Origin of the sequence: uncultured Roseovarius sp., from assembly GCF_963972555.1 — a bacterium.
GTDB classification, from domain to species: Bacteria; Pseudomonadota; Alphaproteobacteria; order Rhodobacterales; family Rhodobacteraceae; genus Roseovarius; species Roseovarius mucosus.
Map to the genome: position 1 here is coordinate 51,709 of NZ_CAXAUM010000008.1, position 22,071 is coordinate 73,779.

A 22,071-nucleotide genomic window follows, 5' to 3' on the forward strand; every position below is an offset into this window, starting at 1 on the left:
TGATATGGCGCTTCTGAACATCAAGAACCTGACGGTCAAATTCGCCACCGCCACCGGCAGCTTTACCGCCGTAGACGGGATCGACGTGCATGTCGACCGGGGCGAGGTTCTGGCCATCGTGGGCGAGAGCGGCTCTGGCAAATCGGTGTCGATGCTGGCGGTCATGGGCCTTTTGCCTGATACAGCTACAATTACCGCTGACGAGATGACCTATGACGGGCGCGACATCTCTGACCTGTCCGCCACGGAACGGCGCCATCTCATTGGCCGCGAGATCACCATGATCTTTCAGGAACCTGTGGCGTCGCTCAACCCGTCCTTTACCGTGGGGTTCCAGATTGAAGAGGTGCTGCGCCTCAACCTTGGGCTCTCACGGCACGAGGCCCGTACCCGCGCGCTCGACCTGTTTCGTGCCGTGGGCATTCCCGATCCTGAAACCAAGATCGACGCCTATCCGCATCAGATGTCAGGCGGACAGTGCCAGCGGGTGATGATCGCCATTGCCATCGCCTCGAACCCGCGTCTTTTGATCGCGGACGAACCGACAACGGCCCTCGACGTGACCATCCAGAAACAGATCCTCGATCTGTTGATGAAACTGCAAGAGGACTTCGGCATGGCGCTGATCCTGATCACCCATGATATGGGCGTGGTGGCCGAAACAGCCGACCGGGTTGTGGTGCAATATCAGGGGACAAAGATGGAGGAGGCCGACGTGCTCTCGCTCTTTGAAGCCCCCCAGAGCCCTTATACTCGCGCGTTGCTCTCGGCCTTGCCAGAGCACGCAACAGGTGATCGCCTGCCCACCGTTTCAGACTTCTTCTCGCAGGAGGTCGCCCGATGACCGCAACGTCCCTCGCCCCCGTTGTTGAAGGTCGCGGTATTGTGCAGGACTATGCAGTGCCTGGCAGTCTCTTTGCCCGCGCAGGCAAGGTGCGCGCGCTCAACGGCATCGACTTTGCTGTCGACAAGGGCAAGACCCTTGCCATCGTTGGTGAAAGCGGTTCCGGTAAATCTACCCTCGCGCGCATCATCGCTCTGATTGATGCGCCCTTGGGCGGAGAGTTGCGGATTGATGACCACCCCGTCGATATCGCCCGAAAACGCCCCGGTCCGGCCCTGCGCTCCAAGGTGCAGATGGTGTTTCAGAACCCCTACGGAAGCCTCAATCCCCGCCAGAAGATCGGCAATGTGCTGATGGAACCTCTTGTGATCAACACCGACATGCCCGCCTCGGAACGGCGAGACCGGGCCGAGGCGATGATCAAGAAGGTCGGCCTGCAGCCCGAGCATTTCAACCGCTACCCGCATATGTTCTCGGGTGGTCAGCGACAGCGCATCGCGATTGCCCGCGCGCTGATGCTCAACCCCTCGCTGCTTGTGCTGGATGAACCGGTTTCGGCGCTCGATCTTTCAGTACAGGCGCAGGTGCTCAACCTCTTGGCCGATTTGCAGGATGAGTTCGACCTGACCTATGTGTTTGTCAGCCACGATCTTTCGGTGGTGCGCTATATTGCCGATGAGGTGATGGTGATCTCCAAGGGTGAGGCGGTTGAGCAGGGCAGCCGTGAGGCGCTTTTTGCTGATCCGCAACACCCCTATACCCGTGCGCTCTTTGCCGCGACACCGGTGACCGATGTCGCGGCTATCCGCGCGCGGGTTGAACGCCGCAAGGCGGCACGGGCAGGTTAGACCACTTCGGGCTCCGCTAATTCCCTTGCGCGAGTGCGTAGCAGGAACTTCTGGATCTTGCCCGTCGAGGTGCGGGGAATGGTGGTGAACACGAAGCGTCCCGGCACCTTGTAGGGCGCCAGATGGTCGCGGCACCAGGCCCGCAGGGTTTCCGCATCCGCCGCCTGACCCTCGGCCAGTTCGACAAAGGCGCAAGGGGTTTCGCCCCATTTTTCATGCGGCATGGCGACCACGGCCGTCACAGCCACAGCCGGGTGACGATAGAGCGCCTCTTCCACCTCGATAGAGGATATATTCTCGCCGCCCGAGATGATCACATCCTTGGAGCGGTCCTTGAGTTGAATGTATCCGTCCGGATGCCGCACGCCCAAATCTCCGGAATGGAACCAGCCCTCGGCAAAGGCCTCTTGCGTGGCTTTCGGGTTGCGGAAATAGCCCTTCATCACGACATTGCCGCGAAACATCACCTCGCCCATGGTCACGCCGTCGCGGGGCACCGGGGCCATGGTTTCTGGATCCAGCACGTCGAGACCCTCGAGCGCCAGATATCGCACACCCTGGCGCGCCTTGAGCTTTGCTTGTTCCGCAGAGGACAGAGTAGACCAACCGTCGTGCCAGTCATTGACGACCGCCGGGCCATAGGTCTCGGTCAACCCGTAGAGATGGGTCACGTCGAACCCTGCCTCCTTCATGTCGGCCAAGAGCTTTTCCGGGGGCGGTGCCGCGGCGGTGAAGAATTGGACCCTGTGATCAAGCGCCCGTTTGACGCTCTGGGGGGCGGAAATCATCAGCGACATCACAATCGGCGCGCCGCAAAGATGCGTCACGCGCTCTTGTGCGAGCGCCTCCCAGATCGGTTCGGCGCGCACCTGACGCAGGCAGACATGCGTGCCGATGATGGCCGAGAGCGTCCAAGGGAAACACCAGCCGTTGCAATGAAACATCGGCAGGGTCCACAGGTAGACCGCATGTTTGGCCATGGAGGTGGTCAGCGCATTGCCCTGTGCCAAGAGATACGCACCCCGGTGATGCGAGACCACACCCTTGGGGTCGCCTGTGGTGCCGGATGTGTAATTGATCGAAATCGCGTCCCATTCATCCTCTGGCATCAGCCAGTCATAGGCCGGATCGCCAGCCGACAAGAAGGCGTCGTAATCTTCTGCCTCGGTCGCGATGCCCGGCCCCGCGAACTCCGGATCATCATATTGGATGAGGAGCGGGGTGGCTGTTGCAAGCGACAGCGCCTCTTGCATCAGGGGCATGAATTCGCGGTGCACGATCACGACCTGTGACATGGCGTGATCGAGTTGAAACGCGATGATGCCCGCGTCTAGCCGCGTGTTGATCGAATGCAGCACCGCGCCGCACATCGGCACGCCGTAATGACATTCCAGCATTGCGGGCGTGTTTGCCAGCATGACTGACACGGTATCTCCGCGCCCGATCCCCCGCGCGCTCAGCGCCGAGCCGAGCTGGCGCGAGCGCCGGTAGAACTCTGCATAGCTGCGGCGCAGGGGGCCATGCACAATTGCGATGTGATCCGGGAACACCGTCGCAGCGCGTTCCAAGAACGTCAGCGGCGTCAGCGGCTGATGGTTCGCGGGGTTGCGATCAAGATCCGTGTTGTAGGGGTTCGTGCTCATGTCTCAGGCATCCTGCCACTGGGGGGCGCGTTTCTCGATAAAGGCACCGATGCCCTCTTGGGCATCTCGCGCCAGCATATTGTCCACCATCACGGCGGAGGCGTAGGAATAGGCATCGGACAGGGTCATCTCGCGTTGCGCGTAAAAGGCGCGCTTGCCGGTGGCGAGGGTCATGCTCGATTTCGATGCAATCTTGCGCGCCATGGTCATCGCGGCGGCCTGCAAATCATCCGGTGCTACGGCGTGATTGATAAGCCCCATGTCCGCCGCACGCGCGGCTGGGATCATATCGCCCGTCAGCAGCATCTCCATCGCATGTTTGCCCGCCACGTTGCGCGACAGGGCCACCATCGGGGTCGAGCAGAAGAGGCCGATATGCACCCCTGGCGTGCTGAACTGCGCCGTATCCGCCGCAATCGCCAGATCGCAGCTTGCCACCAACTGACAGCCTGCTGCGGTGGCGATGCCCGTAACCTCGGCGATCACCGGCTTGGGGCAGTTCACGATGGCCTGCATTACGCCTGAACAGAGCGCCATGATCTTGCTGAAGTAGGCGCGACCCCGGTCCGCCCCGGCCCGCCCCGCGGTCATTTCCTTGAGGTCATGGCCCGCGCAGAACGCGGGCCCGTTTGCTGCAAGAACGATGACCCGCACCGCGGGATCATTCCCGGCCTCCGCAAAGGCGCGACCCAGGTCTGCCAGCATTGCCTCGGACAGCGCGTTGCGGCGTCCTGCGTCATTCAGCGTCAGGCGCAGGATGCCGTCGCCGTCGAGCTTAGAAAGAAGGATATCGCTTTTTAGCACGGGGTCTCGTCCTTTCAGGGGTCAGAGAATGTTGATCTCCACGCTCTCGGCGAGCGTGTTGGCGATAAAGCAATAGCGATGCGCGCGGTCCTGCATTTCTGCCAGCTGCGCGTCCTCCACCGCAAAGCCGGTGTCGAACCGCACCACCGGATGCAGATCAATCCGTGTGACGGACATTTGCCCCTTGGGGTTTTTACCGAGATGGGCCACGGCATAGTCGTGATAGCTGGCGACCGGCCAACCGGCCTTGGCCGCAAGGGCCAGAAAGGTCATCATGTGGCAACTGGACAGCGCCGAGGCGAGCGCCTGCTCAGGATTGGTGTGGGCGGGATCACCGCCCCAATCCGGGGCGGCATCCACTTGCACATCATGGTGGTTGTTGAACTGCACGGTATGGGCGTTGGAGTATTTGCCAGTGTGCAGCACAGGTTCGGCGCGCTGCCAATGCAGCTCGATTGCGAGGTCGGACATGGATCAGGACTCGTCTTGACTAGGCGCGCTCAGGCGGCGGCGATTTTCTTGTTGGGGTCGTAGAAGGGGCGCTCCACCATCACAGCGCGCACTGGTCCCTGGCCGGTCACGACCTCAACCTCGGCGCCGATATTGGCATGCTCGGCTGCGACCATCGCCAGAGCGATATTGCGTTCCAAGCGTGGCGAGTAGACGGCCGATGTGACCTTGCCCACCTGTGCCCCCGCAACATTGATCGCCCAGAACGTGGTGTTCGGTCCTTTAAGCGGCGCAGCGTCGATGATCAGGCCAATCTGCTTGCGGCGCGGACCCTCGCCACGAATACGGCGCAGCGCGGCCTTGCCAATGAACTCGGCCTCGATATCGAGATTGACCAACCGGTCCAAACCCAGCTCATAGGGGTTGGTGTTGATGTCCGCATCGGCATGATAGGACAACATCCCCCCCTCGATCCGGCGAATGGATGAAGTGTGACCGGGTTTCAGACCATGGGGCATCCCCGCCGCCATGATCCGCTCCCACAATGCATCGCCATGGGCGCTGTCGCGCAGGTAAATCTCATAGCCCAATTCGCTCGACCAGCCGGTGCGCGATACGATCAAGGGCATCCCGTCCAGTTCGACTTCGCGCATCCAGTAGTATTTCAGATCGAGGATGCTCTCGCCAAAAAGCTCTTGCATGATCAGGCCCGATTTCGGCCCTTGCAATTGGAGGGGGGATACGTCCGGTTCGCCGATGGTCACATCCATACCGGAATGCACGGCCACACCCTGCGCCCAAAGAAGGATGTCGCTATCGGCCAGCGAAATCCAGAAGTGGTTTTCTGCCAGACGCAGGAGGATCGGGTCATTAAGAATGCCGCCCGCTGCATTGGTGATCAGGATGTACTTGCACTGGCCAACGGCCATTTTCGACAGGTCGCGTGGCGTCAGCATCTGGACAAAGCGTGCAGCGTCGGGGCCGGTGATCTCGACCTGGCGCTCTACGGCCACGTCGCAGAGGATGGCGTCGTTCACGAGGGTCCAGAAGTTCTGCTCCGGATCACCAAAGTCACGCGGGATATACATATGATTGTAAACCGAAAATCCCTTGGCCCCCCACCGCACGGTGGCGTCGAAATAGGGGGATTTACGGATCTGGGTGCCAAAGCCGAAGTCGTCTGCTTGCATCATGGTTTTCGCCCTTGCTGTTCCGTCGCGCCACCGTGGCCGACTGTGTGAAACTGGCGATCTTCTAGGGCCAAACGGCACTGGGATTTGGTCTGAAAAAGCGATCCGCGCAGACTGAACAGGCTGATTTTCAATCGCGGACAGACTGCGCGGTCGGTTGGATCACTTGCTGTCTTTTGCCGTGAGAAGCGCGAGATTCGGTTTCCCGGATTTGACACGCCGCGTGGCGATGTAGGTCATGTAGCGGTCGATGCCCAAGTCACCGGCAAGCATGGCGTCCATTACGGTCTGGAACCGCGCAAGGCTGGGGCAGATGACGCGCATCACATAGTCCATGCCGCCGCCGGTGGCGACACATTCGGTGATCTCGTCGCGCCCGCGGACGAACCCCTCGAACCGGTCAAAATCCGCCTTGCGGTGATGTGTGAGCGAGACGGTAACGACCACCTCGGTAGAATCGCAGATCTTTTCGAGCACGATATTCGCGTGATACCCGCGGATAAAGCCCGCCGCCTTCAAACGGTCAAGACGTGCCCAACAGGGGGTCGGCGAGATATTGGCAATCTCAGCCAGCCGAGTCTTGCTCAGGGGGCCATGCTGTTGGACCGCATTGAGAATGCGGATATCCGTTGCATCAAGCCCGAGCCGTTTCATCCCCTGGAAACCCTTTGTCACAAGATGGCGATGGGTCATCGCGCAGCGCGTTGCACGCACCACTCGAATGTATCGCGCATATCCGCACGTCCTCGTCTTATTGCAACATCTTTCTCGCCAAAAACGACGAGGATTGCCTTGCCTTAGTCCCGGTCTGGCGCGTGATCGTTGAATGTCGGGCCGGTTCCTTGGTAGAGGTCAGGAACGGGCGGCCCAACCACATGCGGAGAAAGTCATGAGCGGATTACTGGCGCTATTCGACGATGTGGCTGCTATCGCCAAGCTGGCCGCGTCGCAACTTGACGATGTTGCAGCGCAAGCGAGCAAGGCCGGAACCAAGGCCGCCGGAGTGATTATCGACGATGCTGCGGTCACACCGAAATACGCCACCGGACTGCCTGCGGCGCGCGAGTTACCTATCGTGTGGAAAATCGCGCGCGCCTCGTTTTTCAACAAGCTGGTGATCTTGTTGCCTGCTGCGCTTTTGTTGAATGCGTTTTTGCCTTGGATACTGACACCTCTCTTGATGCTTGGCGGGGCCTATCTGTGTTTTGAAGGCGCCGAGAAGGTCTGGCATCTGATCATCCCACACAAGGACCATGGCCCGCAGGAGGCCGAAACCCTTGAGGCAGCGCATCTGGAAGAGCAGCGTGTGAAAGGGGCAATCAAGACCGATTTCATATTGTCCGCAGAGATCATGACAATCGCCTTGTCACAAATCGACATTGGCACCTTTTGGATTCAGGCCGCGGCCTTGGGCTTGGTGGCCATCGGCATAACCATATTGGTTTATGGTGCCGTGGCACTCTTGGTTAAGGCTGATGACGTCGGCCTGCACCTGAGTACGACCGGGCGCTTTGGTGCCACGCGGGCATTTGGGCGGGGCATTGTCCGGTCCATGCCGGGTGTGTTGACGGGGATTGGGGCCATTGGAACAGTTGCGATGTTGTGGGTTGGGGGCAGCATCCTCGTGCATGGCCTGCATGAACTTGGCTGGCATCTGCCTTATGAGCAGATCAAGCATGCCGCAAAATGGGCGGTAGAGGCAGCCGGCGCGTTGCCCGACCTTGTCTCTTGGGGCGTTACGGCGGGGCTCGACGGAGTTGTCGGTCTGGTTGCGGGTCTCGTGCTGATCCCGGTTGTCACCCGAGCAATTGTTCCGGTTTCCGGCTGGCTCTTTCCTGAGAAATCGTGACTCTGTTGCACGCCCGTCAAAAGCAGGTCACAGGTGTATCGATCTTTCGAGGCGCTCAGAACACCGTCTCTTGTAGGATCACCCGCTTCCTTCTAGCCTTGTTCAACCTTCCTTGGTGTTATGGTGAAAGCCTTTGAGACAAGACTCGGCTGAGATGACGCAATCCGAGTTGCAGGACGCGCTGTTGCGGCGCGGGTTCGCCCTGTCCGATGCCCTTTGGACTCGCCTCTTGGGCGGGCGCACGAACCAAAGTTGGAAAGTCGAGGACGAGGATCTGTCCATTGTTGTCAAACTCTTTGCGAAGGTTTCGGACAATCCCCTCTTTCCCAATGATGCAAGCGCAGAGGTTGCCAGTCTCCGGCATTTAGACAATTTGAACCTTGCCCCTAAATGGTTGGATGATTTCGCCACCGCAGAGGGGCATTGCGTGATTTATCAGCATGTCCCTGGCCAAAGCTGGCAAACCGGGGTGTCAGAGATTGCCGCGCTTTTGTACCGGGTCCACGCCATGGCCGGACCGGAGAATCTGCGCACGGTGCCGGATGGGAGCGAGGGCCTTCTGCGCCAGACAGAACAAATTCTGTCCCACTGTCCTGCTGTCAAAGCCAAGCCTGTTTGGAGCTTTCGCCCCTCTGGGGTGATTCCCCCTGTCGGCAGAATGTGCTTGCTGCACGGCGATCCCGTTGCCGGAAATATCGTAGGAAATCCGGGGGACTGGCGGCTGATAGACTGGCAATGTCCGGCGATTGGTGACCCGTGTGAGGATATCGCCCTGTTTCTGTCCCCCGCGATGCAAATGGCCTATCGCGGTGCGCCCTTGTCGGAGGGAGAGCGCCAGAGATTTCTGGCAACTTACCCCGACCCAGAGATTACTCGGCGCTACCAATCGCTTGCTGCATTCTACCATTGGCGCATGGCGGCTTATTGTCTCTGGCTCGATTCGCGCGGTGATCGCGCTGCTGGCGAAGGAACAGAGGCGGAAATCGCCGCAATGAGCGCAGCTTACATCTGAATTTGCACAAAAATTAATCAGGTCGTTGCAACTATATCTCTCAGCAGCGAGAATGGGTGCATGGCGAAAATTCGGGTTCCATTGAGTCTTGAGCTATGGCATAAGCAAGCCTAAGTCCTTTTGGGATGTCATGGTCCATAATGGATAGGAGAATAAAATGAACAAGATTTCGACTTTTGTCGCCGCTGCCGCTCTGGCCGTTTCCGCGGCTGCTCCGGTTCTTGCTGAAGAAGCAAAGACCAATGCTGATCCGTTCGTGTCCACCCAAGGTGCGGGCGTTGGTCTTGGTCTCGGCGTGAGCACCGGCACCGTTGTGGCTGTTGTCGCAGGTGCGATCATTGTTGGCGCAGTTGCCGCTTCGGGTGGCGACGGTTCGTCCTCCACGACGACCACCAACTGATATTTGTAGCGCCGGTTTCGGCGACAATCGACATATGAGATACAGAAAACGGGCAAGATTGCCCGTTTTTTGCTGTTTCAAGGATAGGACGGGGGCAAGGCCAGTAGCTCGTCCAGTTGCCTGCCGATCCAACCGCGCGGGATGAAATGGCCACGGCTGTGCACATCAAGCACTACGCGGCCTTCGGCGCAGTCCTCCCATGTGATGCGCTGAAAGCTGAGTGGTTCTGTCACCCTCCATTCCCCACGCCCCTCACCGGGCTCTGCACATCCCAGCCTGTCCCGCCAGAGCTTGACAGGCCATGTCGTCTCGCCCTCCGGACCGAACGGAAAGTTCATGACGGTATCTGAGGTGCCGTGCACGTGACGAATCTCTTGAGGGGCCTGTTGGCAGTGTTCTGATTGGCGCAGGGTGCCCGATACCGCCAGTAGAGCGGAAACGCCGTCGCCGTTCTCACATACATATCGCCAAGCCATCGCGGATCCGTAGGAATAGCCCGAGACAAAGATGCGGGCGCGGTCTATCGGATAGCGTTTTGCGGCATCCTCGATCACGGCGGCAGCAAACGCCACGTCATCGGTTTGGGAGGTCCAGAAGTTCCATGTTCTGCCCTCGCCATTGGGGGCCAGTAACAGCACGCCGCGTCGCCGTGTGGCACCCGCGACGCGGGGATGTTTGACCACGACCGTGCCTTGCCGCATCCACCCATGAAAATGCAATAGAACCGGTAAGGGCGACGACCCGTCCCAGCCATCAGGCTCTAGCACGTGATAGGAACGGTCCCCCAAGGGACAGGGCACTTCGCCGTGACAGCGACCCTCGGTTGTCTCGATTGCGTGCAGCAGCCCCGGCCAGAGACAACACAGCAGGAAGAACAGGGAACGCATGACATCTCCGACACGTGGCTGAAACCAGACTACGCACCGCGCCTGAAATGTCATGTCACAAGAGTGTCAGGTTCGGCCCCGACGAACATGTCGGGGCCGAACAGGTCAGATCAACGCAAAGATGCGTGCCGGCCCACCAGAACCGCCGCGGTGCTTGGGCGCGCCGATCACGATGGTCGCCCCGGCGGCGGGCACCTTGTCGAGATTGGCAAGACATTCGATGCCGAACCGGCCCGTTGGCAGCCAGGCGTAATGCGTCGCGAAATCGGCCGAGGCGCCGTGGTCGAGTGACAGTGTATCGCTGGCAATCGAGCGGGCACCGGTTTCCTCGATCAGCATCTGCGCTGCCTCGATGTGAAAACCGGGATAGTGCTGTTTTTCGCCATCAAACCCGCGAAAGGCCTCGGTGCCGGTCTTGGCCCCCCAGCCGGAATGCAGCGCCACACAGGCCCCGTCGGGGATCGGGCCGTGGGTGGCGATCCACGCCTTGAGATCGTCAGGGGTGAGCATCGTGTCAGCGTCCTGTGCCGCGCGTGCGGCGATATCCACCACACAGAGCGGTGCGACCAGATCGCCAACGGGGATTTCATCGACTGATGCGCCATCCGCTGAGAAATGCAGCGGCGCATCCACATGGGTGCCAGTGTGCTCGTTCACCGTCAGCGTCATCAGGTTAAAGCCGTTTTCGGCAAAGTTGAAATTCTGCTCGGTCGAGATGCCGGGCGCGCCGAAATAGGTGGGAAAATCCGCGTCATAGGTATGTGTCAGGTCCTCGACCTTGCTATGTCCATTCGCCATGGCGGGCGTGCCGCCAAGAGAGGACAATGCGGCCGCTGCCCCGACCCCCGCTGCAGCGGTGAAAAAGCTGCGGCGCGACAGCATCCTGTCCTTGACCGCGTTGATGATACAGGCGTCACACATGGCATGTCCTTTCGGGTTTCGGTGCATATGGGGTGCAGCCTAGCATGATTCTGCGTTATGCAAGGGGGCGGCTTTGGTCGGAACTTGAAAACAAGGAGCATGCCATGGTGGCGCTGATGCGCTTGCTGATCTTTGGGTTGATCGCTCTGACGGTGCTCTATCTGGCGATTTCCTGGTACTCGCGTTCCGTGCGGCGGCAGAAAATGGAGCGCGATTGGGAAGAGGCGGGTCGTCCCGGCGACAGGAATGCCTATATAGAGGCCGGGATGAAGCAATATGAGCACTCGCTGCGCAAGCGGCTGATCTGGCTGGTCTATATCGTTCCGGTGACGATGGTGGTGGTCATCATATATCTGACGAACTTCATGTAAGGGGGCCGACGATGGTCTATGTCAAATGGGTGTTCTGGGGTCTGTTCTGGACCGGCGTGATTGCGTTTCTGCATTACACGCTGCCGCAGCATGATGTAGTGCGGATCACGGATACCTATGAAAAGCGGGTCAATCCGGGGGATAATTCGCTCTTCTGGTCGAATGCGGATACCGGAGAGGACCCGACGGCGACCGAACGCGATGTGTTCTTCATCCAGACCTTCCGCGCCAATGACAAGCCGATGATCTATCGCAACGAGGATACGGGCTGGGGCTGGCCGCCCTATTTCAAGTTCGACACCTCGAACTTGCAGGCCGAAGCCTCGGACATGATGTCCAAGAAATCGGCTGAGAATGCCCAATGGGTCGTCGTGCGCCATTATGGCTGGCGAATTGAGTTCTTTTCGATCTTTCCCAATGCCGTCAGCATTTGGCCGGTCGAAGGGCCAGATGTACAAATCATCCCTTGGGTCAAGATCGTGATCCTCCTCCTTCTCGCCGCATCAGCCTGGGCCATCCGGGTTCGCTGGCGACGGTTCTGGGACGGGCGTCAAGAAAAGGGCGACACGGAATGGGGCGTCGGACGCGGATAAAACCGCGCCTGTTCGGCCTCAGCGCTTGCCGTAGTAGAGACCCACGACATGCTCTGCCTCTGCAAAGAACAGCCAGCGTGATGCCGCGATTCCGGCGACATGGACGATCACCGCGACCACGGCCACGGCATGGTTAAACGGCACCAGCAATAGCAGGATCGGCAGGGCATATCCCAGGCCAAAGGCAATGCCGCGCAGTTTCAGCGCGTGTTTGCGTCCGACTTGAAAGACAAGTTCGCGCAAGAGATAGTTTGGCCCAGTATGGGGTGGCTCAAAGGCGCGCACAGCGCCGATATGCCCGAGGCCTGTTGCCGTCGCCATATCCGTACCCGAGGCGGCAAAGGCCCCGTCGCCGCGCACCCACCACAGGATTTGCAGCACGCCAGCGATCGGGATCAGGATTAGCGCCGCGCTGATCTGTCCCGCCAAGAGCGCGCCCCCCGCCAGCGAAATCGCGATCAAGAGCGCGGGTGTCAGGGGAGTTTTCCAGCGCGGCACGGTTTTCAGTTGGGCATAGATCATCGAGGTGGTGAACACGGTGCCAAGAGCGAGCGCCGCGCCAAACCAGCCCAAAATCGCCAGACGTTCACCAAAGAACACAAGCCCTGCGCCGTAAATCCCCATGACGACAAGCGCCGCGACCGCGCAGACGCCTTCGCGGCTGAGCCAGCTTGATCGCCACTGGCTAAACGCTTTCCACGCGCGTTCGGGATGCCCGAGGTGAAAGGTCGAAGCCATGAGCCCGCCCACGGCCAGTGCATAGGCGATGGCGAAGAAGGCGAAGGCAACCCAGCCAGTGACCGCAGGCAGGCCCAGACCCAACCAGAACAGCAGGCCAAAGCCAAGGCCCGAAAGCGTGGTAAAGACGATGACGGAAGGGGCTGGATGCATCAGAGCTTCTCCAAGGTCTTGTCGAGCCAGCCAAGGAAGCCCTTGGGTTCCTCGATCACGGGAGCGAGGAACGGCGCCAGAATGTCGATCTCGCCCACAGGCTTGGGCTGGTCGAGCCGATCCTTGGGGCGCGGCGGCAGATATTTGTTGACGGGTTTGGTGGACTGTTCCGGCATGAGATCGAGGCCTCCGCGTTCGGCAGTCAGCTTCGAGACATTGCTTTCGGGGTCTGCGAAATCCCCGAAATGGCGGGCCCCTGCGGGGCAGGTGCGCACGCAGGCGGGCACGCGGTCGACCTCGGGCAGGTTCTCGTTGTAGATGCGGTCCACGCAGAGGGTGCATTTCTTCATCACCCCCTCTGCGGCGTCCATTTCGCGCGCGCCATAGGGGCAGGCCCAGGCACAGAGACCGCAGCCGATGCAATTGCTCTCGTTGACCAGAACGATCCCATCCTCGACCCGCTTGTAGCTGGCCCCAGTGGGGCAGACGGTGACGCAGGGCGCATCCTCGCAATGCAGACAGGATTTGGGGAAATGCACCAATTGCGCGGCGGGGTGCGGCATGGCGGAGGAGGCCAGCGGCTGCACCTCATAGCTGTGAACGCGGTTGAGGAATGTGCCCGACGGGTCTGCGCCATAGGGTTGCTGATCACTCAAGGGGGCACCGTAATTCTCGGTATTCCAGCCCTTGCAGGACACCACGCAGGCGTGACAGCCGACGCAGGTGTCGAGGTCGATCACCAGGCCCAGTTTTCGGGTGGTGGATGCGGGAAGCGTTGTCATGTGCGGCGCTCCTCTAGGATAAGGGATCGGATGCTCACCGGTTCTTCGCGGCTCTTGTCCCATGTGGCGATGAACCAGATGAACGAGCCGACGCTGAAGGCGACAAAGGCCAGAATGACCAGCAATGTCAGGGCTTTGCCGCTCATTTCCCGACCTTCCATTCCAGATGGTCAGGGCCTTGTCCGACCGGTGATTTGATCGGGGCAAAGGCGGGTTGCGACTCTGCTGGCGCGGCGGCCTTGGCGATCTTGACGCGCAGGTCGAACCACGCTGCCTGTCCGGTGATGGGATCGGAATTGGACCATCTGAGGCCGTCACCCTTGGGCGGCAAAAGCTCGTGGATGAGATGGTTGAGCAGAAAGCCACGCGTGGCCTCCGGCGCCTCGTCCGAGAGTGCCCAAGCGCCCTTGCGCTTGCCAATGGCGTTCCATGTCCAGACGGTGTTTTCGTTGAGCGCGGCCATATGCGCCACGGGCACGGTAATCTCGCCATGGGCAGAGGTGACGCGCGCCCAATCTCCGTCGCTAAACCCATGTTTCTCCCAGAGCTTGGTCGGCAGGTAGAGCGGATTTTGACCGTGGATCTGGCGCAGCCATGCGTTTTGCGTGCCCCAAGAGTGATACATCGCCATCGGGCGCTGTGTCAGCGCGTGGACGGGGAATTCATCGGGATCGACATGCGACTCTTCGAAGGGGGGATACCAGATCGGCAACGGGTCCATCGTGGCCTTGATCCGGTCGCGTAGGTGGTCGGGGGGCTGGCGAGTGCCATGCCCCTCTGCGGCCAGTTGAAACCTGCGCATGGTTTCGACGTAGAGATCAAACACATAGGGCTGTGGTGTGTCAAAGAGGCCCATACCGACAGCCCAATTCTGATAGGCCATATTCCATGGTTTGTAGTAATTCGCGCCGTCTGGGATGTGGCTTACGAAAAAGCCGCCGTTCTCGATGTAGCGGTTCAGCTGTTCGGGGTTGGGCGTGCCGCGCCCGGTATCAGAACCATCGCCGCGAAAGCCCGAGAGCGGACCGATGCCCGGCTTACGCTCGTGATTGACGATGTAATCGGCGTAATCGGCGTATTTCGCCGTGCCATCCTCGGTGGTGAAACCGGGCAATTTCAGCTTGTTGGCCAGTTGCACCAGCACAGTTTGAAAGCCGCGCACATCGCGGTCAGGTTCGATCACCGGCCAGCGGATTGCATCGGCGGCCGCGTCCGCCTCGCAGATCGGGCGATCCAACAGTGAGATGCAGTCGTGACGTTCCAGATAGGTCGTGTCGGGCAGAATCAGATCGGCATAGGCCACCATTTCAGAGCTATAGGCATCCGAGTAGATGATGCGGGGAATGACATAATTGCCGCTCTCATCCTTGTCCGTCAGCATCTCGATCACGCCGCGCGTGTTCATCGAGGAATTCCACGACATATTGGCCATATACATGAACAGCGTGTCGATCTTGTAGGGATCACCGGCATGGGCGTTGGAGATGACCATATGCATCAGCCCATGCGCCGACATCGGGTTTTCCCAGGTAAACGCCTTGTCGATACGGGCGGGCGTGCCGTCAGGCTTGAGCGCCAGATCCTCGGGGCCGCGTACAAAGCCCAGATGCGGGCCGTCGAGCGGGCAATCGGGCTGGACCCCGCAATGCGGTTTGGGATGGGCGCCTACGGGTTTGGGATAGGGCGGTTTGAAGCGGAAACCGCCCGGCACCTCGACCGTGCCGAGCAGAATTTGTAGGACGTGCAGGGCGCGGGCCGTCTGGAAACCGTTGGAATGTGCCGAAATCCCGCGCATGGCGTGAAAGCTGACGGGGCGGCCGGTCATGGTCTGATGCGTCTCGCCGCGGAAATCGGTCCATGTGTGATCGAGCGTAATCGCCTCGTCAAAAGCCACGCGCGCGATTTCGGCGGCGACGCGCCGGATCTTGTCGGGGGTCACGCCGCAGCGCGCGGCCACCGTTTCGGGGGCATATTGAGGATCGAGATAGCGTTCGGCCATGAGGTGCATGACGGGGCGATGTGTGATGCCGTCTGCCTCGTATGTCGCACTGAGATCGGGGCGCACGCCGGGTGTGTCAAAGGCGGTGAGCTGGCCGGTGGTGCGGTCGATCACCAGAGGCTTGCCGTCATCATCGCGCAGGAGAAGCCCGTGTTCGGGCGAGGCGGGATCGCTGTTCACCAGCACCGGCGCATTGGTGTAGCGCGCGAGGTAATCGAGGTCGATCTTGCCCGCCTGCATCAGTTCGTGGATGAGAGACAGGATAAAAAGCCCATCTGTTCCGGGGGTTATGCCCACCCAATCATCGGCCACGGCATTGTAACCGGAGCGGATCGGGTTGACCCCGATGACCCGCGCGCCGCGCGCCTTGATCCGCCCAATGCCCATCTTGATCGGATTGGAATCGTGATCCTCGGCCACGCCGAAGAGGATGAACAGCTTGGTATGGTCCCAATCCGGCTGACCAAATTCCCAAAAGGCGCCGCCCATTGTGTAGATGCCCGCCGCCGCCATGTTGACCGAGCAAAAGCCGCCATGTGCGGCATAGTTCGGCGTGCCGAAATTCTGCGCCCAAAAGCTGGTGAAAGACTGTGATTGATCGCGCCCGGTGAAGAAGGCCAGCTTGGACGGATCGTCATGGCGGATAGGGTCCAGCCAGTCGCAGGCGATTTGCAGCGCCTCATCCCAAGAGATTTCCTCGAACTCGCCCGAGCCACGGGGGCCGACCCGCTTGAGCGGCGCGCGCAGGCGCGAGGGGGCGTTGACCTGCATGATGCCGGCCGAGCCCTTGGCGCAGAGCACGCCCTTGTTCACTGGGTGATCGCGATTGCCCTCGATATAGGCAACCTTGCCGCCCTTGAGGTGCACGTTGATGCCGCAGCGGCAGGCGCACATGTAACAGGTGGTTTTGCGCACCTCATCCGAGACATGCGGCGAGGTGTCGATGCGGGGCTGATGTGTCATGGCTGGCCTTTTCCTCCGTCGGCGTCACGTTATGGCAGAAGAAACCTGATCGCGACCATCTTCTTGATTCTTTTCATTTCCTGAAAACATGTCTCGGAAATTCCGAAATTACCGGTCTGTTGTTCCTGTTCTTGGCCTCAATCTCTGGACAAGAGGCGTCGTGCGTCGGCGGCGATCATGCGTTCCTCTTGGGCCGGAATAATCCAGCAGGCGATCTTCGAGGCGGGGGCGTGCAGGCGGGTTGCGCCCATTGCATTGGCGCGGGCGTCGATCTCTGCCCCGAGCCAGGCTAGACCTTCAGTGATTTTGGCCCGCACGGGGGCGGCGTTTTCGCCGATGCCGCCGGTAAAGGCCACGGCATCGAGCCCCTGCATCGCTGCGATGAGCGATCCTGCGTGGCGGACGGCCCAATAGCAGAAATGCTCGACCGCGAAGGCGCTTGTCGGGGAGGGGTCGGCAAGCAGCGCGCGCATGTCCGAGAGGCCGCCCGAGAGGCCGCGCAGCCCGCTTTCCTTGTTCAAAAGGGTATGCGTCGCGGCGATGCCGTCCTCTTTGGCCAAGCGCAGCACGGCGTTGCCGTCGATCATGCCGGTGCGGGTGCCCATGGTCAGCCCCTCCAGGGGTGAGTAACCCATTGATGTGGCGATGGATTTGCCGTCGTGGATCGCGCAGATTGACGCGCCGTTGCCAAGGTGAAAGGCCAAGAGACGCGTGGGCAGGGGCGTGCCGGTCAGGGCGGGCAGGCTGTCGACCAAAGAGGCATAAGAGATGCCGTGAAAGCCATAGCGCCGGATGCCGCGCGCCTCGATCTGCGGCGGCAGGGCGTAGCGGGTGGCGACCTCTGGGTTGCTCGCGTGAAAGGCGGTGTCGAACGCGGCCACCTGCGGCAAGTCGGGGGCAAGCGCAGACAGGGTTTCGATCGCGGCGACGTTGTGTGGGTTGTGCAGCGGGGCAAGCGGCGTGCAGGCCTTGATCGCGGTCAGCACCGCAGGCGTGATGCGCGTGGGCTGGGTGAGTGTGGTGCCACCATGTACCACGCGATGCGCTGCGGCGGCGAAGCGAGTGATGTAAAATCCTTGATTTTCAAGTTCTTGCAGGATGGCATGCAAAGCGGTTGCGTGATCGGGTAGGTCGCGGGCCGCCTTGACATCCCCCAGTTTCAGCGTGCCAGAACCGCCGATGCCATCGGCGATCCCGGTCAGGATTTGGGTGAGCGTGCCGTCAAAAACGGCCAGCTTGATCGAGGATGACCCGGCATTCAGGACCAGAACGAGATCGCTGTTGCCGGGGCTCGACATGGGTCAGACCTGCTGCTCGCGCATGTCGGCGGGGTTGATCCCGGCGACGGCCACGGGCTTTTTCATTGCGTCGCGGCGGAAGGGCTCGCCCAGTTCCTGATTGATCATGGCCTCGATGAGGGTGGTCTTGCCATGTTCCATCTGATCCTTGATCGCTGTGTTGAGTGCGTCGGTCAGTTCCTCCATCGTGCGGGCGATGACACCCTTGAGGCCGCAAGCCTGTGCAATCCCGGCATAGCTGACCTGCTGATCCAGCTCCGTGCCGACGAAATTGTCGTCAAACCAAAGGGTTGAGTTGCGCTTTTCGGCACCCCACTGGTAATTGCGGAACACGATCTGCGTCACGGCGGGCCATTCCGAGCGGCCAATGGCGGTCAGTTCGTTGACCGCGATGCCAAAGGCACCGTCCCCGGCAAAGCCGACCACCGGCACATCCGGGCAGCCGATTTTGGCGCCGACGATAGAGGGCAGGCCATAGCCGCAGGGGCCAAAGAGGCCGGGGGCGAGGTATTTGCGCCCCTCTTCGAACGACGGGTAGGCATTGCCGATGGCGCAATTGTTGCCGATGTCCGAGGAAATGATCGCCTCACGCGGCAGGGCGGATTGGATCGCGCGCCATGCCATGCGGGGGCTCATCCAGTCGGGCTTATCGGCGCGGGCACGCTGGTTCCAGGTGGTGCCGGGATCGTCGTCCTCGTGGTCCATCGAGCTGAGCTGCTGTGCCCATGTCGATTTTGTTTTTGCGATCAGGGCCTTGCGGTCTGCGCGGTCGGTGTCGCCTGCGCTCTCGCCCAGGTGGGCGAGGATCGAGGTGGCGACCTTTTTGGCGTCGCCGACGATGCCCACGGTCACTTTCTTGGTCAGGCCGATGCGGTCGGGGTTGATGTCGACCTGAATGATCTTGGCCTCTTTGGGCCAATAGTCGATGCCATAGCCCGGCAGGGTCGAGAAGGGGTTGAGGCGCGTGCCAAGGCAGAGCACGACATCCGCGCGCGAGATGAGTTCCATCCCCGCCTTGGAGCCGTTGTAGCCCAGGGGCCCCGCGAAGAGCGGGTGCGAGCCGGGGAAGGCGTCATTGTGCTGATAGCCGACGCAGACCGGGGCATCGAGACGCTCGGCCAGTTGGCGTGAGGCGTCGATCCCATCGGCCAGCACCACACCGGCCCCGTTGAGGATGACGGGAAACTTGGCCTCGGTCAGCAGTTTGGCCGCCTCGGCAATCGCGGTCTCGCCACCCGAGGGGCGCTCAAACTCGACGATTGCGGGCAATTCGATGTCGATGACTTGGGTCCAGAAATCGCGGGGCACGTTGATCTGGGCGGGGGCAGAGGCACGTTTTGCCTTGAGAATCACACGGTTGAGAGTTTCTGCGATGCGTGTGGGATCGCGCACTTCTTCCTGATAGGCGACCATATCCTCGAACAGTTTCATCTGTTCGACCTCTTGGAAACCGCCCTGACCGATGGTCTTGTTGGCGGCCTGCGGAGTCACGAGCAGGAGGGGGGTATGGTTCCAATAGGCGGTTTTGACGGCGGTCACGAAATTGGTGATGCCGGGGCCGTTCTGAGCGATCATCATCGACATCTTGCCGGTGGCGCGGGTGTAGCCATCGGCCATCATGCCGGCAGACCCCTCGTGCGCGCAGTCCCAGAAGGTGATCCCGGCCTTGGGGAAAATATCGGAGATGGGCATCATGGCAGAGCCGATGATCCCAAAAGCGTGTTGGATTCCATGCAGTTGCAGGGTTTTGACAAAGGCCTCTTCGGTGGTCATCTTCATCGGCTGGGTCCTCTGGGTCGGGCGCGCGGTGGCGGTTAAGGGGAAAATCTTATGCGAAACTAGCGGTGTGCGGGGGTTACTTCTAGGGCCAGAAGGCAATGTAGGATAAGGCCAGAGTATTATAAAAATGAGAATAATGGTATCAATAAGGATGATTGATGACTTTGTGTCTCTTTGGATTGTTTGTTGGGTTAACTTATTAAGATGCGGAATTTAAAAACTAATGTTCCAAATTACCGTTTAGGAAGCTTGCCCAGAGATCAAGGCCAATTCCCGGGCGATATGGGCAATTCCCTGCGGGATGCGATCCGAGGGTATCGAGGAATAAGCGAGGCGATAGAAATTACGCGGCCGGTCGGCACCGTGAAAGAACGGGTGGCCAGGCTCGATCAACACGCCTGCCTGTCTGAGCGGCCCGTCAATCAGGCCCATGTCAATATGGTCCGGGGCCTGCATCCAGATGGAAGAGCCACCAAAAACGCCACGCCCGGCAATGTCGAGGCCGTGTTCGGCCAACGCACTTTCCATCACGCTGCGCCGGCGGGAAAAGACCTGACCCATTCTGCGAACCAAGCTGTCGTAATGCCCTAGTGAGAGGAAATAGGCAGCGGTGCGCTGGATATGGCCCGGCGGATGGCGAAGGACGGAGGCGCGCAGGGCGCGACATTCTCTGATAAACGATTTAGAACCAACAAGATAGCCAAGGCGTAACCCAGGGAAGATCGATTTGGAGAAGGAGCCTACGTAGATCACCCGCCCCTCGGTATCGAGAGATTTCAGCGCCGGGAGGGGCGCGCGGAGGAAGGAGACCTCGAACTCGTAGTCATCCTCGACGATCAGTGCCTCCATCTCGGCGGCGCGTGCGAGCAGCGCCTTGCGTCGCGCAAGCGGCATGGTGGCGTTGGTCGGGGCCTGATGGCTGGGCGTGGTAAAGATCACGTCGGCCTCATCGGGCAGGTTTTCGGGCGGCAGGCCATCCCGGTCGACGTCCACCGGCATCAGATGGCAGCGTGATTGCATGAGAATGTCGCGGAGCGCGTGGTAGCAGGGGTTTTCGATGGCGGCAGTGCGGCGTTGGGTCAAGAGCACCTGCGCGGTGAGCCACAAGGCGTTCTGAGCGCCCATTGTGACAAGGATTTCATCGGGTTGCGCGATGATGCCGCGGCGCGGCAAAGTGTGGCGGGCGATAAACTCGATCAGTTTGGGATCGTCCTGATCGTAGTAATCGGCGGTGAGGGCCTGAAAATCCTTGGCCCCTAGGGCCTGAAGCGCGCAGTGACGCCAGTTGGCATGGTCAAAGAGCGCCGGATCGGTCTGACCGTAGATAAAGGGATAGGGGTAGCGCGCCCAATCCTGCGGCTTTTCGGGCGTGTCGCCACCGGTGAAGCGGCGGCCAAGCGCGCGGGACCAGTCAATGGTGTCGCCGCGCGGTGCGGGCGCGGTAAACGCCGGAGGTTCTGGTGCATTTTCAGAGACATAGTAGCCAGAGCGGTCGCGCGAGGCGAGATAGTCATTGGCCTGTAATTCGGTCAGGGCGAGGGTCACGGTGATGCGGCTGACGCCCAGATGCGCGGCGAGTTTGCGCGAGGAGGGCAGTTTCTCGCCCTTGCGAAAGCGACCCGACAGGATGCCCTGCGCGATCATCTGCTGGATCTGCGCCTGCAGCGTGCCCTCGGCCTCGGGGGCAAGAAAAAAGGTTTCGACCGGAATCGCCATGGGGGCAGATTAGACTGGACTTATCGCGCTTGCAATCTGGTCTGGTTTGCGGCGTGGCGCAGAATTGTAAGCTCTGTAAGGTCTGTCAGGGGATTTTGTAAGGTCGCCTAGGGCGCGGGAAAGGCGGCGGTGAAGGCGTCCGTGCCCGCCGGTGAAAAGCGGATGATCCGGGTGCTGGGGACACGCTTTGCCCAGCCCCGAGATTCGATATGCGCGAGCAGACCGCGCCCCAGACGCCCGGCCAGATGTGGGCGCCGTTCGGACCAGTCGAGACAGTCGCGGCAGAGGGGCGTTCGGGGGGAGGGCAGGCGTGTCACGTCAAGCCCGAGGGTGATCACGAAGCGGTGGCCTGAATCGGTGAGCGTGAGGGATGCCTCATCGCGGTAGAGAAAGCCGCGCGACAAGAGGCTGTCATACATCCGGGTGCCCATGTCGCCCGCGAGGTGGTTGTAGCAGACACGGGCGCGGCGCAACTCGGGGTCGCGGGGGCCGGGGCGGGTGCGCAGATGGCCTGCTCCCGCGGCAAAGCCCATCAGGGTTTCGAGAAGATGCGCCACGTCCTCCGAGGCAAGGCGGGTGTATTTGTGCCGCCCTTGCCGCGCCTGGGTGACCAGACCGCCGGCTTCCAGCCGGGCGAGATGGGCGGAGGCGGTTTGCGCGGTCACGCCCGCCTCTGCCGCCAGTTCGGTGGCGGTCAGGGCCTTGCCGCTCATCAGGGCGGTGAGGATGTTGGCGCGGGCCGGGTCGCCGATCAGGGCGGCGATGCGGGCGATGTCGGGACCTGTTTTCATGGTTCGATGGTAGACGAAGCATGAATGCCGCGCAATCGGG

At 60.7% G+C, this 22,071-nt stretch carries 22 protein-coding genes; 7 read left to right on the plus strand and 15 right to left on the minus strand.

Annotated elements, in window-relative coordinates:
* The first annotated feature begins 4 nt into the window (after positions 1-4).
* Positions 5-844, plus strand: coding sequence for an ABC transporter ATP-binding protein (locus tag AACZ65_RS09775; RefSeq protein ID WP_339670358.1), 840 nt, complete (start codon positions 5-7; stop codon positions 842-844).
* Positions 841-1,692 carry an ATP-binding cassette domain-containing protein gene (locus AACZ65_RS09780; protein WP_339670360.1) on the plus strand — a complete coding sequence of 284 codons (852 nt, stop codon included), beginning with the start codon at positions 841-843 and terminating at the stop codon, positions 1,690-1,692. Before AACZ65_RS09775 ends, AACZ65_RS09780 begins: the two co-directional genes overlap by 4 nt.
* Here AACZ65_RS09780 and AACZ65_RS09785 read toward each other — a convergent pair.
* From AACZ65_RS09785 to AACZ65_RS09805, 5 genes are all read right to left on the minus strand, one after another.
* Positions 1,689-3,335, minus strand: coding sequence for an acyl-CoA synthetase (locus AACZ65_RS09785; protein WP_339670362.1), 1,647 nt, complete (start codon positions 3,333-3,335; stop codon positions 1,689-1,691). The two genes, AACZ65_RS09780 and AACZ65_RS09785, sit on opposite strands and share 4 nt — an antisense overlap.
* A 3-nt stretch (positions 3,336-3,338) precedes the next feature.
* On the minus strand, positions 3,339-4,139 hold the full coding sequence (locus AACZ65_RS09790; RefSeq protein ID WP_339670364.1) for an enoyl-CoA hydratase: 801 nt from the start codon (positions 4,137-4,139) through the stop codon (positions 3,339-3,341).
* 21 nt (positions 4,140-4,160) lie between these two features.
* Positions 4,161-4,610 (minus strand): OsmC family protein, encoded by a 450-nt coding sequence (locus AACZ65_RS09795; protein ID WP_037270146.1) that lies wholly within the window; start codon positions 4,608-4,610, stop codon positions 4,161-4,163.
* Positions 4,611-4,639: 29 nt separating this feature from the next.
* The gene (locus AACZ65_RS09800; protein WP_339670366.1) at positions 4,640-5,782 is read right to left on the minus strand and encodes a glycine cleavage T C-terminal barrel domain-containing protein; all 1,143 of its coding nucleotides are present in this window, start codon (positions 5,780-5,782) and stop codon (positions 4,640-4,642) included.
* A 159-nt stretch (positions 5,783-5,941) separates the two neighbouring features.
* A complete protein-coding gene (locus AACZ65_RS09805) occupies positions 5,942-6,433 on the minus strand; it encodes an Lrp/AsnC family transcriptional regulator (RefSeq protein ID WP_339670368.1) in 492 nt (163 codons plus the stop codon).
* Between the two features lie 235 nt (positions 6,434-6,668).
* Between AACZ65_RS09805 and AACZ65_RS09810 the strand changes: the two genes are divergently transcribed.
* The 3 genes from AACZ65_RS09810 to AACZ65_RS09820 all read left to right on the plus strand — a co-directional run bounded on the left by AACZ65_RS09810 (position 6,669) and on the right by AACZ65_RS09820 (position 9,040).
* A complete protein-coding gene (locus tag AACZ65_RS09810; RefSeq protein WP_339670370.1) occupies positions 6,669-7,628 on the plus strand; it encodes a DUF808 domain-containing protein in 960 nt (319 codons plus the stop codon).
* A gap of 169 nt (positions 7,629-7,797) precedes the next feature.
* Positions 7,798-8,640 (plus strand): phosphotransferase, encoded by an 843-nt coding sequence (locus tag AACZ65_RS09815; RefSeq protein WP_339670372.1) that lies wholly within the window; start codon positions 7,798-7,800, stop codon positions 8,638-8,640.
* 157 nt (positions 8,641-8,797) lie between these two features.
* On the plus strand, positions 8,798-9,040 hold the full coding sequence (locus tag AACZ65_RS09820; protein ID WP_339670374.1) for a hypothetical protein: 243 nt from the start codon (positions 8,798-8,800) through the stop codon (positions 9,038-9,040).
* Between the two features lie 77 nt (positions 9,041-9,117).
* On the opposite strand, the gene AACZ65_RS09825 is transcribed toward AACZ65_RS09820, so the two are convergent.
* Both AACZ65_RS09825 and AACZ65_RS09830 read right to left on the minus strand, forming a co-directional pair.
* Positions 9,118-9,927, minus strand: a complete 810-nt coding sequence (locus AACZ65_RS09825) for a polyhydroxybutyrate depolymerase (RefSeq protein ID WP_339670376.1) — start codon at positions 9,925-9,927, stop codon at positions 9,118-9,120.
* Between the two features lie 105 nt (positions 9,928-10,032).
* Complete coding sequence (locus tag AACZ65_RS09830; RefSeq protein ID WP_339670378.1) at positions 10,033-10,848, minus strand: cyclase family protein; 816 nt, start codon at positions 10,846-10,848, stop codon at positions 10,033-10,035.
* 44 nt (positions 10,849-10,892) lie between these two features.
* On the opposite strand from AACZ65_RS09830, the gene AACZ65_RS09835 reads away from it, so the two are divergent.
* Positions 10,893-11,219 carry a hypothetical protein gene (locus AACZ65_RS09835; protein ID WP_339670380.1) on the plus strand — a complete coding sequence of 109 codons (327 nt, stop codon included), beginning with the start codon at positions 10,893-10,895 and terminating at the stop codon, positions 11,217-11,219.
* 11 nt (positions 11,220-11,230) lie between these two features.
* Complete coding sequence (locus AACZ65_RS09840; RefSeq protein WP_339670382.1) at positions 11,231-11,812, plus strand: DUF1523 family protein; 582 nt, start codon at positions 11,231-11,233, stop codon at positions 11,810-11,812.
* A gap of 18 nt (positions 11,813-11,830) precedes the next feature.
* Here the strand turns inward: AACZ65_RS09840 and AACZ65_RS09845 are convergent, their stop codons facing one another.
* The 8 genes from AACZ65_RS09845 to AACZ65_RS09880 form a co-directional block, all read right to left on the minus strand.
* On the minus strand, positions 11,831-12,703 hold the full coding sequence (locus tag AACZ65_RS09845) for a DmsC/YnfH family molybdoenzyme membrane anchor subunit (RefSeq protein WP_339670384.1): 873 nt from the start codon (positions 12,701-12,703) through the stop codon (positions 11,831-11,833).
* Complete coding sequence (locus AACZ65_RS09850; RefSeq protein WP_339670386.1) at positions 12,703-13,485, minus strand: 4Fe-4S dicluster domain-containing protein; 783 nt, start codon at positions 13,483-13,485, stop codon at positions 12,703-12,705. Before AACZ65_RS09850 ends, AACZ65_RS09845 begins: the two co-directional genes overlap by 1 nt.
* A complete protein-coding gene (locus tag AACZ65_RS09855; RefSeq protein WP_339670388.1) occupies positions 13,482-13,631 on the minus strand; it encodes a hypothetical protein in 150 nt (49 codons plus the stop codon). Before AACZ65_RS09855 ends, AACZ65_RS09850 begins: the two co-directional genes overlap by 4 nt.
* Complete coding sequence (locus AACZ65_RS09860) at positions 13,628-16,447, minus strand: molybdopterin oxidoreductase family protein (protein WP_339670390.1); 2,820 nt, start codon at positions 16,445-16,447, stop codon at positions 13,628-13,630. The genes AACZ65_RS09855 and AACZ65_RS09860 overlap by 4 nt, the downstream gene beginning before the upstream one ends.
* Positions 16,448-16,584: 137 nt before the next feature.
* Positions 16,585-17,745: an acetate/propionate family kinase gene (locus tag AACZ65_RS09865; RefSeq protein ID WP_339670391.1), complete on the minus strand. Its 1,161-nt coding sequence runs from the start codon at positions 17,743-17,745 to the stop codon at positions 16,585-16,587.
* A 3-nt stretch (positions 17,746-17,748) separates the two neighbouring features.
* Entirely contained in the window at positions 17,749-19,524 is a 1,776-nt protein-coding gene (gene xsc, locus AACZ65_RS09870; RefSeq protein ID WP_339670392.1) for a sulfoacetaldehyde acetyltransferase, read from the minus strand.
* Positions 19,525-19,764: 240 nt separating this feature from the next.
* Positions 19,765-21,240, minus strand: a complete 1,476-nt coding sequence (locus AACZ65_RS09875) for a PLP-dependent aminotransferase family protein (RefSeq protein ID WP_339670394.1) — start codon at positions 21,238-21,240, stop codon at positions 19,765-19,767.
* A 107-nt stretch (positions 21,241-21,347) separates the two neighbouring features.
* Positions 21,348-22,031, minus strand: a complete 684-nt coding sequence (locus tag AACZ65_RS09880) for a helix-turn-helix transcriptional regulator (RefSeq protein ID WP_339670396.1) — start codon at positions 22,029-22,031, stop codon at positions 21,348-21,350.
* Between the last annotated feature and the right edge of the window lie 40 nt (positions 22,032-22,071).

Excerpts from the sequence above, each read along its gene's own strand:
- AACZ65_RS09805 (WP_339670368.1), bottom strand. The coding sequence starts at position 6,433 with ATGAAACGGCTCGGGCTTGATGCAACGGATATCCGCATTCTCAATGCG.
- AACZ65_RS09780 (WP_339670360.1), top strand. The coding sequence starts at position 841 with ATGACCGCAACGTCCCTCGCCCCCGTTGTTGAAGGTCGCGGTATTGTG.
- AACZ65_RS09855 (WP_339670388.1), bottom strand. The coding sequence starts at position 13,631 with ATGAGCGGCAAAGCCCTGACATTGCTGGTCATTCTGGCCTTTGTCGCC.
- AACZ65_RS09820 (WP_339670374.1), top strand. The coding sequence starts at position 8,798 with ATGAACAAGATTTCGACTTTTGTCGCCGCTGCCGCTCTGGCCGTTTCC.
- AACZ65_RS09840 (WP_339670382.1), top strand. The coding sequence starts at position 11,231 with ATGGTCTATGTCAAATGGGTGTTCTGGGGTCTGTTCTGGACCGGCGTG.
- AACZ65_RS09810 (WP_339670370.1), top strand. The coding sequence starts at position 6,669 with ATGAGCGGATTACTGGCGCTATTCGACGATGTGGCTGCTATCGCCAAG.
- AACZ65_RS09800 (WP_339670366.1), bottom strand. The coding sequence starts at position 5,782 with ATGATGCAAGCAGACGACTTCGGCTTTGGCACCCAGATCCGTAAATCC.
- AACZ65_RS09850 (WP_339670386.1), bottom strand. The coding sequence starts at position 13,485 with ATGACAACGCTTCCCGCATCCACCACCCGAAAACTGGGCCTGGTGATC.
- AACZ65_RS09845 (WP_339670384.1), bottom strand. The coding sequence starts at position 12,703 with ATGCATCCAGCCCCTTCCGTCATCGTCTTTACCACGCTTTCGGGCCTT.
- AACZ65_RS09860 (WP_339670390.1), bottom strand. The coding sequence starts at position 16,447 with ATGACACATCAGCCCCGCATCGACACCTCGCCGCATGTCTCGGATGAG.
- AACZ65_RS09835 (WP_339670380.1), top strand. The coding sequence starts at position 10,893 with ATGATTCTGCGTTATGCAAGGGGGCGGCTTTGGTCGGAACTTGAAAAC.
- xsc (WP_339670392.1), bottom strand. The coding sequence starts at position 19,524 with ATGAAGATGACCACCGAAGAGGCCTTTGTCAAAACCCTGCAACTGCAT.
- AACZ65_RS09875 (WP_339670394.1), bottom strand. The coding sequence starts at position 21,240 with ATGGCGATTCCGGTCGAAACCTTTTTTCTTGCCCCCGAGGCCGAGGGC.
- AACZ65_RS09865 (WP_339670391.1), bottom strand. The coding sequence starts at position 17,745 with ATGTCGAGCCCCGGCAACAGCGATCTCGTTCTGGTCCTGAATGCCGGG.
- AACZ65_RS09880 (WP_339670396.1), bottom strand. The coding sequence starts at position 22,031 with ATGAAAACAGGTCCCGACATCGCCCGCATCGCCGCCCTGATCGGCGAC.
- AACZ65_RS09825 (WP_339670376.1), bottom strand. The coding sequence starts at position 9,927 with ATGCGTTCCCTGTTCTTCCTGCTGTGTTGTCTCTGGCCGGGGCTGCTG.
- AACZ65_RS09795 (WP_037270146.1), bottom strand. The coding sequence starts at position 4,610 with ATGTCCGACCTCGCAATCGAGCTGCATTGGCAGCGCGCCGAACCTGTG.
- AACZ65_RS09830 (WP_339670378.1), bottom strand. The coding sequence starts at position 10,848 with ATGTGTGACGCCTGTATCATCAACGCGGTCAAGGACAGGATGCTGTCG.
- AACZ65_RS09775 (WP_339670358.1), top strand. The coding sequence starts at position 5 with ATGGCGCTTCTGAACATCAAGAACCTGACGGTCAAATTCGCCACCGCC.
- AACZ65_RS09785 (WP_339670362.1), bottom strand. The coding sequence starts at position 3,335 with ATGAGCACGAACCCCTACAACACGGATCTTGATCGCAACCCCGCGAAC.